This is a genomic window from Xanthomonas sp. NCPPB 3583 (genome assembly GCF_041475715.2).
Lineage (GTDB): Bacteria > Pseudomonadota > Gammaproteobacteria > Xanthomonadales > Xanthomonadaceae > Xanthomonas > Xanthomonas euvesicatoria.
In genome coordinates, this window is the sequence record NZ_CM191263.1 from 1,497,821 (window position 1) to 1,513,289 (window position 15,469).

General features: G+C 60.9%; 8 protein-coding genes. 5 read left to right on the top strand and 3 right to left on the bottom strand.

Annotated elements, in window-relative coordinates:
* Nucleotides 1–161 precede the first annotated feature (161 nt).
* Entirely contained in the window at nucleotides 162–569 is a 408-nt protein-coding gene (locus tag ACCQ07_RS06715) for an RNA-binding S4 domain-containing protein (protein ID WP_029818945.1), read from the top strand.
* A gap of 123 nt (nucleotides 570–692) precedes the next feature.
* Here ACCQ07_RS06715 and katG read toward each other — a convergent pair whose 3' ends face one another.
* The 3 genes from katG to mutS all read right to left on the bottom strand — a co-directional run bounded on the left by katG (nucleotide 693) and on the right by mutS (nucleotide 6,829).
* On the bottom strand, nucleotides 693–2,939 hold the full coding sequence (gene katG / locus ACCQ07_RS06720) for a catalase/peroxidase HPI (RefSeq protein WP_372363922.1): 2,247 nt from the start codon (nucleotides 2,937–2,939) through the stop codon (nucleotides 693–695).
* Nucleotides 2,940–3,371: 432 nt separating this feature from the next.
* On the bottom strand, nucleotides 3,372–3,986 hold the full coding sequence (locus ACCQ07_RS06725) for a DUF937 domain-containing protein (protein WP_008571130.1): 615 nt from the start codon (nucleotides 3,984–3,986) through the stop codon (nucleotides 3,372–3,374).
* A 287-nt stretch (nucleotides 3,987–4,273) separates the two neighbouring features.
* On the bottom strand, nucleotides 4,274–6,829 hold the full coding sequence (mutS, locus tag ACCQ07_RS06730; protein ID WP_372165578.1) for a DNA mismatch repair protein MutS: 2,556 nt from the start codon (nucleotides 6,827–6,829) through the stop codon (nucleotides 4,274–4,276).
* Nucleotides 6,830–7,890: 1,061 nt separating this feature from the next.
* On the opposite strand from mutS, the gene ACCQ07_RS06735 reads away from it, so the two are divergent.
* The 4 genes from ACCQ07_RS06735 to ACCQ07_RS06750 all read left to right on the top strand — a co-directional run bounded on the left by ACCQ07_RS06735 (nucleotide 7,891) and on the right by ACCQ07_RS06750 (nucleotide 15,455).
* Nucleotides 7,891–10,704, top strand: a complete 2,814-nt coding sequence (locus ACCQ07_RS06735; protein ID WP_071117320.1) for an RHS repeat protein — start codon at nucleotides 7,891–7,893, stop codon at nucleotides 10,702–10,704.
* Nucleotides 10,701–14,327, top strand: coding sequence for an RHS repeat domain-containing protein (locus tag ACCQ07_RS06740; protein WP_503255618.1), 3,627 nt, complete (start codon nucleotides 10,701–10,703; stop codon nucleotides 14,325–14,327). Before ACCQ07_RS06735 ends, ACCQ07_RS06740 begins: the two co-directional genes overlap by 4 nt.
* A gap of 20 nt (nucleotides 14,328–14,347) precedes the next feature.
* Nucleotides 14,348–14,839 carry a hypothetical protein gene (locus ACCQ07_RS06745; protein ID WP_143030772.1) on the top strand — a complete coding sequence of 164 codons (492 nt, stop codon included), beginning with the start codon at nucleotides 14,348–14,350 and terminating at the stop codon, nucleotides 14,837–14,839.
* A 133-nt stretch (nucleotides 14,840–14,972) separates the two neighbouring features.
* Nucleotides 14,973–15,455: an RHS repeat-associated core domain-containing protein gene (locus tag ACCQ07_RS06750; RefSeq protein WP_071117321.1), complete on the top strand. Its 483-nt coding sequence runs from the start codon at nucleotides 14,973–14,975 to the stop codon at nucleotides 15,453–15,455.
* Nucleotides 15,456–15,469: the final 14 nt, after the last annotated feature.

Sequence of the window (15,469 nt, forward strand, 5' to 3'; positions counted from 1 at the left end):
CCGCTTGAGTTCCGCAGTCGTTGCCCAAACATCGGGTGTGGCGCACACCATCGTCGCCGAAGGCGCCGGCAAGCGAGCCGGCGTTTGCGCAAGATCGCAGCGCTTGCACGCATGCAAGGCGTGCTGCGCTAGCCAACGCACGACACGAGACCGCGAGACGAATGAATCTAGAGCTGGAACGGGCGATGACGGTCAGGCTGGATGTCTGGCTGTGGGCAGCGCGCTTTTTCAAGACGCGTAGCCTGGCCAAGAATGCAGTGGAGACCGGCAAGGTCGACGTGGCCGGTCAGCGTCCCAAGCCGTCGCGTGCGCTGCGCAGCGGCGAACGACTGCGTATCGACCGCGGCGGCGAAATCTTCGAGATCACCGTTGCCGCGCTCAGCGATGTGCGCGGCCCGGCCCCGGTCGCACAGGCGCTCTACATCGAAACCGACAGTTCGCGCGAGGCCCGCGCGCAATGGCGCCTGCAGCGCGCGGCCGAGCGCACCGGTTACCGTGCGCCCGAGGGTAAACCGGACAAGCGTGCGCGCCGCCTGATCACGGCATTGGGCGATATCGACGCGTTGTAGCGCGCTGTCGGCGCAGGCTGTCATGCAATCGACCCGCAAATGCAAACGCCCCGGCGATTCGGGGCGTTTGCATTAGGTGGAACACGCACCTGGGTGTTGGCAGGTGCGTGTGAGTGAGCACGCTTAGGCCAGATCGAAACGATCCAGCTGCATCACCTTGGTCCAGGCGGCAACGAAGTCGTGCACGAACTTCTCCTGCGCATCGGCGCTGGCGTAGACCTCGGCCACCGCACGCAGGATGGAGTTGGAGCCGAACACCAGGTCCACGCGCGTGCCGGTCCAGCGAAGTTCGCCGGTGCTGCGGTCGCGGCCTTCGTACTCGTCCTTCGCCTCCGAGGTGGCCTTCCACTCGGTGCGCATGTCGAGCAGGTTGGCGAAGAAGTCATTGCTCAACACACCGGGACGGCTGGTGAACACACCATGCTTCGAGTCGCCGACATTGGCGCCCAGCACGCGCAGGCCGCCGACCAGCACGGTCAGCTCCGGCGCGGTGAGGGTAAGCAGCTGGGCCTTGTCGATCAACAGCGCTTCGGCCGGCACTGCGTAGCGACGCTTGGCGAAGTTGCGGAAGCCATCGGCCACCGGTTCGAGCACGGCGAAGGATTCCACATCGGTCTGTTGCTGCGACGCATCGGTACGGCCGGGTGCGAACGGCACGGTGACCTGGTGGCCGGCGGCTTGCGCTGCATGTTCCACTGCGGCGTTACCGGCCAGCACGATCAGGTCGGCCAGCGAGATCTTCTTGCCACCCGATTGCGCAGCGTTGAAGTCGGCCTGGATGCGTTCCAGCGTCGCGAGCACCTTGGCCAGTTGCTCGGGCTGATTGGCCTGCCAATCCTTCTGCGGGGCCAGGCGGATGCGCGCACCGTTGGCGCCGCCACGCTTGTCCGAGCCGCGGAACGTGGAGGCCGACGCCCACGCAGTGGACACCAGGTGCGCCACGCTCAGGCCCGATGCCAGGATGGTCTGCTTGATCGCGGCGGCGTCCTGCGCATCGACCAGTGGGTGATCGACCGCCGGCACCGGGTCCTGCCACACCAACTCTTCAGCAGGCAAGTCAGCGCCCAGGTAGCGCGAGCGCGGGCCCATGTCGCGGTGGGTGAGCTTGAACCAGGCGCGTGCGAAGGCATCGGCGAATTGTTCGGGATGCTGCTGGAAACGCCGCGAGATGGCTTCGTACGCCGGGTCAAAGCGCAGCGCCAGATCGGTGGTCAGCATCGTCGGGCGATGCTTCCTGGAGGCGTCGTGCGCATCGGGAATGATGGCGTCGGCGTTCTTGGCCACCCATTGGTGCGCGCCGGCCGGGCTCTTGCTCAGCTCCCACTCGAAACCGAACAGATGGTCGAAGTAATCGTTGCTCCACTGCGCCGGTGTGGTGGTCCAGGTCACTTCCAGGCCGCTGGTGATGGTGTCGGCGCCCTTGCCGCTTCCATAGCGGTTGTGCCAGCCCAAGCCCTGGCTTTCCAGCTCGCCGGCTTCGGGTTCGGCACCCACGTTGTCGGCCGGGCCGGCACCGTGGGTCTTGCCGAAGGTGTGGCCGCCGGCGATCAGCGCCACGGTCTCTTCATCGTTCATGGCCATGCGCGCGAAGGTGTCGCGGATGTCGCGCGCGGAGGCGATCGGGTCGGGGTTGCCGTCCGGGCCTTCCGGATTGACGTAGATCAGGCCCATCTGCACTGCGGCCAGCGGGTTTTCCAGGTCGCGGGTATGCGGCACCTGGCTGTCGTCGTCCTTCACCAGCACCCCGTGCGCTTCGTCCACGCCCGGCGAACCGCGCGAGTAGCGGTCGTCGCCACCCAGCCACTTGGTTTCGCGACCCCAGTACAGGTCCTGATCCGGCTCCCAGGTATCTTCGCGGCCACCGGCGAAACCGAAGGTCTTCAAGCCCATCGATTCCAGCGCGACGTTGCCGGTGAGAATCATCAGGTCGGCCCAGGAAATGGCCTGGCCGTACTTCTGCTTGATCGGCCACAGCAGGCGACGCGCCTTGTCCAGGCTGACGTTGTCCGGCCAGCTGTTGAGCGGGGCGAAGCGTTGCTGCCCACGTCCGCCACCGCCACGTCCATCGCCGATGCGATAGGTGCCGGCGCTATGCCAGGCCATGCGCACGAACAGCGGGCCGTAATGGCCGAAGTCGGCCGGCCACCAGTCCTGCGAATCGGTCATCAACGCATGCAGGTCCCGCTTGAGCGCCTGCAGGTCCAGGCGCTTGAATGCGTCGGCATAGTTGAACGACTGGCCCAGCGGGTTGGATTTGCTCGAATGCTGGCTGAGCAGATCCACGCGCAGCTGCTTGGGCCACCAATCGCGATTGGTGGTTCCGGTACCGACGACGGCGTGGTTGAACGGGCACTTTGCTTCGGTGGTCATGGCAATACCTGTGTGCGGGAGCACTTGGGGAGCTGCGTGCCGAAGGTTGCAGACACGTGCTGTTGGAGTCGAAGTGGCGGACGGGGCTTAAGGCTGGGTCATCGGGATTGCGGGAAGGTACGAGCGATACCGGTCTGACGTGGCCGCTGCGTTCGTCGATGCTAGCGCCTGCCTGGAAGGCCCGGAATAGGTCGACCGGGAGCGGGCGGAGATCGCAAGGACGCGCATCAGGCGGGCTCATCATGGCGGCGTTGCGCACACGATAAGGAGCATCGATCATTTGGTGAATTCGAATTATTCAACCATATCGATAGCGTGCCACTATGGATAGCACGCCGGTGCCCGACCGGCGTGCCGCACGCCTATTGCATGGGGGTTGCAGGCCGTCATCCGCATCTGCAACAGAGGCGGCCGCCCGGTTGGCCTGCCGGCTCAGCGTTTGCCGAACAGGCTGCCGCCCAGCTTCATGACGTCGCCCAGGCCCAGCTGCCCGTCGCCGTCCTGGTCCAGCACGCTGGTCAGTAACCGGCCGGCGCCGGGATGGCTGCGCACCTGCTGATGTTCCTGTGCCAGCGCAGGCCCGAGCTGGCTGCTGGCTGTGGCATCGCCGCCCAGAAAGCGCTTGGCCAGATATGCCATCACGATCGGGGCAAGCAACTGCAACAGCTGACTGGCCTTGCTGGTCTCCAGCCCGGTGGCCTGGCCCAGGCCGGCAGCGGCCTGCGGCGCCTTGTCGCCGAACAGATGGCCGACGATGCCGGCACCGTTGCCCTGCGCACCGGTGGCCGAGCCGCCCAACAACGAGCCGAGCAAGCTGCCCAGGTCCGGGCTGGCAGCATGGTCGCGTTGCAGTGCGCCCAGCAACGCGTCGGTGCCACCGGCCTGCTGGCTATTGCGGCCCAGCGCACCCATCAGCAACGGCAGCGCGGCCTGCACTGCCGACTGCGCCTGCTCAGGCGCAATGCCCAGGCGGCCGGCGAGTTGCTGCAGCTGCGGGCCCTGCAATTGCGCGGCAAGTTGATCGGTCAACGAAGCGGACATGGTCATCGGAAGGTTTCCTGTCTGGCGAAGCGTTGCGGCAGGGTGCGCCCGTCGCGCCGACAGATCAATCCGGCGGCAAGCACACGCCGCGCGTTACGCACGGCGCGATGCAGGACATCGCAATCACGCAACCATGCCTCGACGGCTTCCAAATTCTGCTAACAAACCTCCGCAAAACAGCATCAAGCCGATCACCAATTCCCGCATGGCAAAGCATCCGCACGCGCAGCAAACGTCAGCCATGCAGCCCCGCTCCTACGAATCCCAAATCCCGACTCCCCAATCCCGGCACCTCAAAGCAACGCCTTCAACCGATACAGCGCCTCCAGCGCCTGCTTGGGAGTGAGCTCATCCGGGTCCAGCGCCTGCAAGGCTTCCTGTGCAGCGGAGGAGGGTGCGGTGAACAGCCCGAACTGTTGTGGCGCATCCAGCGCGGTGGGCGCCATCTGCGCGCTGTGGCTTTCGCCGCCGCGTTGTTCCAGTTCCACCAGCCGCCGCCGCGCCTGCGTCACTGCCGCCTTGGGCAGGCCGGCCAGCGCCGCCACCTGCAGGCCGAAACTGCGATTGGCCGGGCCATCTTTCACTGCGTGCATGAACACCAGGCGCTCGCCGTGTTCGACCGCATCCAGATGCACGTTGGCGATGCCGCTGGTGCCACCGGCATGCGATTCGTCGGCCAGCGCGGTGAGCTCGAAATAATGCGTGGCAAACAGCGTGTAGCAGCGGTTGGTCTGCGCCAGATGGCGCGCGACGGCATCGGCCAGTGCCAGGCCATCGTAGGTGGAGGTGCCGCGGCCGATCTCGTCCATCAGCACCAACGATTGCGGCGTGGCGTGATGCAGGATGTAGCTGGTTTCGGCCATTTCCACCATGAAGGTGGATTGCCCGCGCGCCAGGTCGTCGCCGGCGCCGATGCGGGTGAGGATGCGGTCGATCGGCCCGATCACCGCACGGCTGGCCGGCACATAGCTGCCGATATGCGCCAACAACACGATCAGCGCGTTCTGCCGCATGTAGGTCGATTTACCGCCCATGTTCGGGCCGGTGATTACCAGCATGCGGCGATCGCTGTGCAGGTCCAGATCGTTGGGCTCGAACGGTTGCTCGCGTACCGCCTCCACGACCGGGTGACGGCCGCGTTCGATGCGCAGGCACGGCGCATGATCGAGTTCCGGCTGCGACCAATCCAGCGCCTGCGCGCGTTCTGCAAAGCCGGCCAGGACATCCAGTTCGCTCAAGGCACCCGCGCAGCGCTTGAGACTTTCCAGCTCGGTGCCGAGTGCGTCGAGCAGACCTTCGTACAGCAGTTTTTCGCGCGATAGCGAACGCTCGCGCGCGGACAGCACCTTGTCTTCGAAACTCTTGAGTTCTTCGGTGATGTAGCGTTCGGCGTTGGTCAACGTCTGCCGGCGGCTGTAGTGCAACGGGGCTTTCTCGGCCTGGCCCTTGCTGATCTCGATGTAGTAGCCGTGCACGCGGTTGTAGCCGACCTTGAGCGTGGCGATGCCGCTGCTGGCGCGCTCGCGTTGTTCCAGGTCGATCAGGAATTGATCGGCATTGGTGGACAGGCGGCGCAACTCATCCAGCTCGGCGTCGTAGCCGGTGGCGATCACGCCACCGTCGCTGAGCTTGAGCGGCGGCGTCTCGGCCACTGCGCTGATCAACAGATGCGCGGTGGCATCGTGCTCGCCGAGTTCGGCATGCAGCGTCTGCAGGCGCGGCGAATCCAACGGTGCCAGGATCGTGCGCACCTTCGGCAACAGCGCCAGGCCATCGCGCAAGGTGGAAAAATCGCGCGGCCGCGCCGAGCGCAAGGCCACGCGGGTGAGGATGCGTTCCAGATCGCCGAGCGCACGGAAGGCTTCGCGCAGATCGGCATCGGCACCTGCATCGATCAGCGTACCGACCGCATGGTGGCGCTGCACCAGTACATCGCGCAGGCGCAGCGGACGGTGCAGCCAGCGCCGGAGCAGCCGCCCACCCATCGGCGTGACGGTGCTGTCCAGCACGCCGAGCAAGGTGTTGCGCGTATCGCCGTCGACGCGCGTATCCAGCTCCAGATGCCGGCGCGTGGCCGCGTTCATCGAGATGGCCTCGCTGGCCACTTCCATCGCGATCGAGGTCAGATGTGGCAGGCGCTGTTTCTGGGTCTCTTCGACATAGCCCAGCAGCGCGCCGGCGGCGGCCGTGGCGCAGGGTTTGTCGTCGATGCCGAAGCCGGACAGATCGTGCAGTTTGAAGAACGCCAGCAGCTGTCGGCGCCCGCTGTCGGCATCGAATAACCACGGCGGCCGGCGCCGCACGCCGGTCCGTCCGCGCAGGAAGTCCGGCCAGTTGTCTTCGTCGGGCACCAATAGCTCGGCCGGTTCCAGGCGCGCGATTTCCGCTTCCAGCGCATCGGCGCTGTCCACTTCGTTGACCAAGAAGCGCCCGCCGGCCAGATCGGCCCAGGCCAGGCCGTAGCCGTGTTTGCTGCGCGAAATCGCCATCAACAGCGTGTCGCGGCGCTCGTCCAGCAGTGCCTCGTCGGTGACCGTGCCCGGCGTGACGATGCGCACCACCTTGCGCTCGACCAGCCCCTTGGCCAGCGCCGGGTCGCCGATCTGCTCGCAGATCGCCACCGACTCGCCCAGTGCCACCAAGCGTGCCAGGTAGCCTTCGTACGCATGCACCGGCACCCCGGCCATGGGAATCGGCGCACCGCCGGAGCTACCGCGCTGGGTCAGGGTGATGTCGAGCAGCCGCGCGGCCTTGCGCGCGTCGTCGTAGAACAGCTCGTAGAAATCGCCCATGCGGAAGAACAGCAGCAGGTCGGGGTAATCCGATTTGGCTGCGAAGAATTGCTTCATCAGCGGCGTGTGCTCGACGGCTCCGCTGGCGTTCTTGTTTTTTTCTTTTGTATCAGTGCTTTGCAAGAAATATTCTTCCGGGATGTGGCAGTCAATCAGGGGCGATTTCGACGACTCGCGATGCCTTGTAGCACGGCGATTGCGACGACCCTCTCAGCGGGACGAAATCCGTGTCGCGGCCAGACGGACGGGGAGCTGAAGTCATACAGCATGTGGTGAGGGACCATGAACCGCCCGCGTCAGCGCGGGCTCCAAGTTTAAGCCCACCCACCAAAAAATCCTTGGCAGTTCGGTATAGGGAAGGGCTGACATGCGTCTCAGTAGGCGATTGGCTGTCATGTCCAAGCGTCCGGGCGGAGAACGGAAGGCCGGCTGGCTTCTGGACGACAAGCGGAAGCCCTTGCCGGGGCCTGCTTCTACGTGGAAAAGCGGGCAACAACCTACGAATCGGTGCGTCGCCTCTAATCGGGCAGCGTCACCGTGATCAGCCTGGTACAGGCTCGTGTCGCAGCGCCGCAGCGGCTTGCGCTGATGCAAGAGCCGGCGACGATTTACCCATCAGCAAGTTTGGAACGCCAGCGAACAAGCTGAGGGCGGTCACAGTGATTCACCTGCGCGGGCAGCTTGGGGCGATTCGTCATTCGCATTGCCGCGCATCTGGCGCCCATCGCACACGGCTTCAGCGGGAGACTGCTAGCTTCGCTTGTCTGAAAAGCACTAATAACTTCGTCAGAATTATCTGATTGCAATGTAGGCCAAGCGCTCTAGTTCAAGGTTTTGCGAACCCGAACTCTTGCGCCGTCAACATCTTGGCATTGCCGAAGCCGTGGGCTGGGCCGCGTTAGCTCTCTGTAGCGCGTTGACAAGCCAATCCCTGTGCGCAACTTTCGTCTGCGCGAGAGCATTGGGGAATGACTGCTGTCGCGCTTCGCGCGCTCTCGAAACCTTCTACCTAGGGCTGGCCATTGCCTGCGTGAGCGAGCGCTGCTGCTTGCTGTGCGGAGCATTGGCCTGCCTATGGATACCGATGAGCTTCGTGCTGGCCTTGGTCAGTCGTCAACTTGGAAGATGCTATGGAATCGGGCAGGACCTCGCGTCAGATACGCGTGTTTGGATTGGCGCTGGCTGCTTTGGTTGGACTGTCGCCTGCACTGGGTGCGGCCGAGGATGTCTACGACGACTATGGCAAGTTGATCCAATCGGGCGCAGTGGTGAAGAGCCCCGGCGACAAGCTCTTCGGGGACAACATCAACCTCTATACGGGCTCAATGGAGATCGTCCAGACCGATGTGGATCTGAAGGGCAACAATGCTCTCCAAGTCCGTGTAGGTCGTCGGTTCACGGTGGGGAGCCCGACGAAGGGCCACTTCAAACTTTGGGATTTGGATATTCCCTACATGCATGGTGTCTTCGGCTTTCCGGGTGGGAACATCGCGCCCGATGGCTGGGTGGTCAACGGGACTAGGGACACGGCTTACAGCCGCTGTAGCCGTTATGAGGTTCCCCCCGCTTTTGAAAATCAAGGTGGCTACTTTGATCCTTCAGAGTTTTGGAGGGGAAGCTTTCTTTATCGACCAGGGAGCGGAGACCAAGAGCTTTTGCAGACCTCCGCTCAGGCGCTGCGGCCGAACGATGGCAGAACCTATCCCATCGTCTTGAAGGATGGTTCTGCCGTCCGCTGCTTGGCGTCGCTTGATGGCGCCAGCGAGTCGGGTGCTCGTGGCGAAGGCTTTGAACTGGTCGACACACAGGGCAGCGTGTATGCGTTCAACCACATGGTCTCGCGCTGGTATCCCCCCTTGAGCAAGTCTTCGCCTGTTCCCCAAGCCAATTCGGTGGGCACAGCATCTGCTGGCGGGGCGAGCATGACAACCGCAGGTATCGGGAACATTGTTCCCATGGTGGCCAACAATTACATTCTGGTTCGCAAAGAAGTCTTGATCTATCCCACACGAGTGACCGATCGCTTTGGCAACACGGTGACTTACAACTGGAATCCTGGCGCCCCTTGGCAACTGTTAAGCATCGTTGCTAGTGACGGCCGACGAATCGACTTGTCGTATGCCGGAGGAGATGGAAACACCATTACATCAGTGACCACTGGCGGGCGGACATGGTCTTACGGCTACAGTGACACCCTGGATACAGTGACGTTGCCTGATGGCAGTAGCTGGACCTTCGATCTGGTTGCCTTGTCCCGTGCACGTGTCACCTACGGCCAGCCACCAGGCTGTGACAACATCCGCCCGTGGTCACGCACCAACGTTTTCGGAAGCATCACGGCGCCCACGGGCGCTCGCAGCGATTACACAGTCAACTCCATGCTCATGGGGCGGTCATGGGTGCCCAGGGTGTGCCGGATCCAGGAGGCCTACTCGGACATCCCCTACCAATTCTACGTCATGGCCGTCACCAGTCGTCGGATCTCTGGCCCCGGGTTGCCCGCACAGGGACTCACGTGGACGTATGACTACGGCACGCCCAACAACTGCTGGCAGCCAAGCCCCTACCCAAATCCCAGCGACCCTGCCAAATACGTCGAGTGCAATGCCGGTTCCCCCATCACGCGGGACATCACGGTCAAAGATCCCGCAGGGCAGGCCACGCGCTACCGGTTTGGCAATCGCTACTGGTCCAACGAGGGTCTGCTTTTGCAACAGGACTTCGGATGGAACGGGTCGACGGCCAAGCGCAGCAAGGTGAGCGACTACGCAGCGTTCGATGCAGCACCTTACGCGGCGCGGACCATGTATCCAGCCGGCAACTACGGGGACAACACCGTGGCTGCCAGGCAGCGGCCTGTGCGCCAAGTGATCACGATCGACAACGGCGACCAATTCGTCTGGCGCATCGCGGACTGCAATGGGCAGCCGTGCTTCGATGAGTTCGCGAGGCCAACGCGCACTGAGCGGTTCAGTCCTTGGCACAGCCGCACCGACGAAACCACGTATTACGACGAACGCGGCGCGTGGGTGTTGGGACAGACCGCCATGGCTCGGAACGTCAACACAGGCATCGCGACCTCTCAGATTGACTATGGCGCCAACGCGTTGCCTCAGACGGAATGGCGCAACGGGAAGTTGGTTGCAACCTATACCTACAATCCCGATGGGACCTTGGCCCAGGTTAAGGACGGCCTAGGAAATGCAACGACCCTGTCCGGTTGGAAGCGTGGCATTCCCCAGATGGTTACAAATGCCGATGGCACGGCCAAGTCCGCGTCGGTGGACGACAATGGGTGGATTCGTCAGACCACCGACGAGAATGGATTTGCGACCACGTATGGTTATGACGCGATGGGGCGGCTGAATGCCACGAACTACCCATCGGGCGACAGCACAGCGTGGAACTCGACTGCACAGACGTTCGAGCGGGTGGGGAGCGACGAATATGGCATCGGCGCTGGCCACTGGCGCCAGACCGTGACTACCGGGAACGCGCAGAAGATCACTTACTTTGATGCGCTGTGGCAGCCGCTGTTGACGCGGGAATACGACGCGGCAAACTTGGCGGGAACGCTGCGGACCAAGCGCTTCGCCTACGACCATGAGGGACGAGCCGTCTTTGCGTCTTACCCGAGCAGCACCGAAGCGGCGAGCACTGGGATCTGGACCGAATTCGACGTGGTGGGCAGGCCCACTGCGGTATCGCAGGACAGCGAGCAGGGATTGCTGACCACGATCACGCAGTATCTGCCTGGCGCACAAACCCTAGTCACGAACCCGCGAGGTGCTCAGACGCGCACGGGTTACCAGGTGTTCGATCAACCGGTCTATGACGCGCCCGTGTGGGTGCAGCTTCCCGAATCTGCACGAACATCGATTGCTCGGGACGTCTTTGGTAAGGCAATCAGGATAGAGCGAGGCGCGCAATGATCGGTCGAAAGGAATCTTCGATGAGAGCGTCGGAAATAAATGTTTTTAGACGACAGAGCGGTAGGCTAAAGGTGCGCTGGACCATTGCCGCTCTGCTAGTGTTCAGCGTCTTGGCTGGGCCGTCCGAAGCTGCACGGAAATGTCCTGATGGCTCGACCGCAGGATCGGCCAATGAGTGCCCTTCACCTGTGGAGCTCAAGGAGAACGACTCAAAATACATCGGCGGGTCAGTCCCAACGACAATGGTGGTTGGTCAATCGTATACGGCGAGCATCACTTTTCAGAACACCGGATGGAAGACGTGGACGCCGCAAGAAGGATATCGGTTGGGTAGTCTAGGGCCGACAGATAACACGACGTGGGGAACCTCGCGTGTTGAACTGGCCTCAAGTGTGGCCTATCCATCAAGCACTACTTTTAACTTCACGGTCCGTGCGCCTCTCACGGCGGGATCCACCCTTTTCCAATGGCGGATGGTGAGGGATGGGGTTGCATGGTTTGGTGGAGTAGGTTCTCCAACTTACGTGAACGTTCTCCCATCCCTTATCAAAGGCAACATCGACAGCGTCACTTACGGTTCCATTTCAGGCTGGGCGTGCTCGACGAATCTGAATCGTTCTGTCGACGTGCACATGTATTTAGGCGGCCCCGCTGGCTCAGGCACCTTTGCCGCGGCTACCGCAGCTACGTTACCAAGTGATGCCGGCATCGCTAGCGCTTGTAGTGCTTCGGGCAGCAACTACCGATTCTCATTCCCCATCGATGAGAACTTCATCATCCAGAACGGCGGTAAGGCCATTTATATCCATGGCCTGTCTCCGGTAGGAGCCTCAAACGACACCATTTCCGGATCGGGCGCAGTAGCCGTGCCTGCATCGGTGATCAAAGGGCGGATCGAGGGTATCCAGGACAACAAGGCGATTGTGGGCTGGGCGTGTTCTGCAGGACTACGCCGATCGATCGACGTCCATATGTATGCGGGCGGGCCCGCCGGCAGCGGCACGATTGCGGCCATCGCCAGTGCGAACCTTGCCAGCGAACCGGGCGTTGCCAGCGCTTGCTCATCGTCAGGAAGCAACTACCGCTTCTCAATTCCAGTTACCGAAGACCTGATTCGAAGCCAAGGCGGCAAACCGTTCTATATCCATGGCATTTCTCCGGTCGGTCGGGACAACTCCCTCATTGATGGGTCGGGTGCACTCTCGATTCCTGCTATGCAGCGTAATGCTGCTTTCGTCTCTCAGAACATGCCTGCGCAGCTCCCAACCGGACGTTCTGTCACCGGGTCCGTGCGGTTCACGAACACGGGAAATGTCACTTGGCACCAGGGGCAGGGCTATCGGGCTGTGTTGGTTGGCGATACGCGAGGATGGTCGCCAGGCGAAGTGGGCCTGCCATCCGATGTTCCGCCTGGCGGAAGTGTGGACTTCAACTTCAGCCTCCGCGCCCCCCTTGGTGCGGGCGGCTACAACCTGCGTTGGCGAATGCGCGATGGTGCCGGTGATTTCGGGAATGAATCCAGCAACCAGGTCGTGCAGGTGGTGGCGCCGCCACCGGTGGAGCATGGCGTTGGCCTGGCGGCCCGTAGCTACGTCTATGATGCGAACCAGCAGCTGTGCAAAGTGATCGAGCCCGAGAGCGGGTCGACCGTCATGGCCTACGACGCGGCTGGCAATCTGGCTTGGTCGGCCAGTGGCCTTGATCTTCCCAGCACGACCAGCTGCGACCTGGAAGCCGCGGCTGCCAGTGGCCGCCAGGTGGTGCGCACCTACGACACTCGCAATCGCCTCAAGACCCTGCGGTTCCCTGACAAGAATGGCAACCAAGACTGGTCCTACACGCCGGACGGCCTGCCTGCACAGGTCACGACATGGAACGATGCCGGTAGCTCATCTGTCGTCAATGCTTACAGCTACAACAAACGTCGGATGCCGACATCCGAATCGTCTGGTCAAACCGGTTGGTATACCTGGTCCATCGGCTACGGCTATGACGCGAACGGAGCGTTGGCGAATCAGACGTATCCGACCGGCTTGGTCATCAGCTACACACCGAATGCATTAGGACAGCCGACTGCTGTCCGTGACCAGGCGGGGGGCAATTACGCTACGGGGATTGGCTACTACCCGAATGGAGCCGCGCGGCAGTTCACCTATGGCAATGGCGTGAGCCACTCGCTCGTGCTCAACGGGCGTCAGATGCCCCAGCAGGTGCGGGACAACAATGTCGCTTCGTTCGAGTATCAATACGACGCCAATGGAAACGTCGGCGCCATCATCGATCAGCAGCGGGGGACGGCCTACAACCGCTACATGGGGTATGACGGACTGGATCGCCTGATGGAGGCGGGCTCGGAGCGGTTCGGCGGCGACAACTGGAACCGCTATACCTACGACGTGTTGGACAACATCCTCACCGCCAAGCTTCCAGGTGTGCGCGAGAACAATTACTGGTATGACGCCAAGAACCGCTTGACCAATGTCCAGAACAATGCGGGCGCCACCACCGTCGGGCTGAGCTACGACCCGCAGGGCAACCTCAAAAACAAGAACGGTCAAGCCTACACGTTCGACTACGGAAATCGTCTGCGAGATGTCACCGGCAAGGAAAGCTACGCCTACGATGCCTACGGCCGTCGCACGATAGCTGGGCGCCCCACGACGCGGACCGTTCAGGTCTATAGCAATGCTGGCCAGCTGTTCTACACAGAGGCGTCGGGCAAGGGCAACATGGAATACGTCTATCTCAATGGGAGCCTACTTGCCACCCGTAACTCAGGAACCATCAAATTCCAGCACACCGATGCGCTAGGCAGCCCTATCGCTGTGACGGACACGGCGGGGCATGTGGTAGAGCGCACCGACTATCAGCCCTACGGCAGCCCCATTGGCAAAACGGTCGATGGCATCGGTTACACCGGTCATGCCATGGATGGGGCGACCGGACTGACCTACATGCAGCAGCGTTACTACGACCAGGACCTTGGGCGGTTCTTGAGCGTGGACCCGGTGGCCGCGGACTCGGTGTTGGCGGCTAACTTCAATCGCTATAGATACGCGTCAAACAATCCGTATAGTTTCAAAGATCCAGATGGAAGGGCTGAATATTACAATTTTCCCAATGGGGTGATGGTTGTCATACAGAGCTACGATAACAAAAGTCAGTTCTCCAACGCTCAAATAGAAGTTCAGGCGTCAAAGTTCAATGGTCCAACATCAGGCGGTAAAAATATGGTTGTTCTATTCCGACAAGGTTCTGGAGCTGATACGGTAAAGATTTCAACTAATAATGCATTAAGCGATGCGCCTGGGTCAAATAATCGATCTCATGTCGATAAAATTAATGGTAGAAATGTGGAGATGGCGCCAGATGCGGTTGGGTCGATCACTGTAGGCCATGAAATGGGCCACACCTTGGGGGCGGGCGATCAATATAAAGGTGGTGTTGACGCTGGCGGAGCACAACTGAGTAATGATGTTCCTGGAACGCAAGGTGCGATCATGAGAGACTATGGTGGACAGCCGGCCAGTCAGCAAACCAGGGACGAGATTGAAAATAATTCAACACAGCCTGGTAATAAAGTATTTAATTGCTCATCGATGCAAGGGAGTTCCTGTAAATGAGATGCTATCGAGCGGGATTTTTGAGCCTTATTATTTTTGCCGCAGGTGGCGTCGGTCTACAAGCGGTGGCATCAGATGGTGACGTTTCTTCTCGTGTTGGGCCGAAGCCGACAGCAGCACCAGTAGTTACGTGCACTGTTAAAATGAATCACTGGTGTATTATTCAGGCCGATGCTGGTCTCAATATGATTGAGTCTGGGAGGGACCGCATCTGGAGGCTGACTGCGCCGGATAGTTCGAAAGAGCTTGTAGTTATTAGGGAAAGCAAAGCTTGCGACACGCCTACTGATATACAGCCAAGAAAGAATTATGAAAGAGAGGAGCGTTCTTCCTCTGGTGAAATATATAATGTGATGGAATTTTACATTACATCTGATAAGGCTTGCGTGCTAAAGGTTAAGTATCTGGCCGGGGGCACGGAATCGGCGCTCGAAGCAGTGCAGCTTGCGAAAAATAGAATTTACCTCTGCGCGAAAGGTTTGTGTAACAGGCCGTTGTTAAAGGTGTTGTAGTCTGGGTATATGTTAAGCTAATGAGGGATTTTGTTGTCTGCTTGATTCGTTATCCGAAGTAAGCTGGTTGGGCAGAGGTGAGATCCGATATAGAGATATCTGGACAGCTGAAGGGAAGCGGCCAAATGGAGGGATGCTAAGACCTGTGTTATTGGAGAAGTTTGCCGACTATCAGCCCTACGGCAGCCCCATCGGCAAGACGGTCGATGGCATTGGCTACACCGGCCACGCCATGGACGGGGCGACCGGGCTGACCTACATGCAGCAGCGCTACTACGACCAGGACCTCGGCCGGTTCCTGAGCGTGGATCCGGTGGCTGCGGATTCGGTATTCTCGGCGAACTTCAATCGCTATTGGTATGCGAACAACAATCCGTATCGGTTCACTGACCCGGATGGGAGAGACGTCAAGTGCGATGGTGTTAATTGCCACGTAAATAGCAGAAACGTTTATGAGTTTTTGGCTGTTGATGCTCCAAAATACACATTGATTACAATGCAGACGGCCGTGCTTGATTCGGCAATTGCGTATGTAAATGCGATTCAGGCGCTAGCTGGAGCTGCCCAGAATAATGAGTCCTCTTCTCAAGCAGGTGTGCGCGAGAACAATTACTAGTATGACGCCAAGAA

Coding starts and splice junctions, on each gene's coding strand:
- ACCQ07_RS06715 (WP_029818945.1), top strand. CDS start 162: ATGAATCTAGAGCTGGAACGGGCGATGACGGTCAGGCTGGATGTCTGG.
- katG (WP_372363922.1), bottom strand. CDS start 2,939: ATGACCACCGAAGCAAAGTGCCCGTTCAACCACGCCGTCGTCGGTACC.
- ACCQ07_RS06725 (WP_008571130.1), bottom strand. CDS start 3,986: ATGACCATGTCCGCTTCGTTGACCGATCAACTTGCCGCGCAATTGCAG.
- mutS (WP_372165578.1), bottom strand. CDS start 6,829: ATGAAGCAATTCTTCGCAGCCAAATCGGATTACCCCGACCTGCTGCTG.
- ACCQ07_RS06740 (WP_503255618.1), top strand. CDS start 10,701: ATGATCGGTCGAAAGGAATCTTCGATGAGAGCGTCGGAAATAAATGTT.
- ACCQ07_RS06750 (WP_071117321.1), top strand. CDS start 14,973: ATGCTAAGACCTGTGTTATTGGAGAAGTTTGCCGACTATCAGCCCTAC.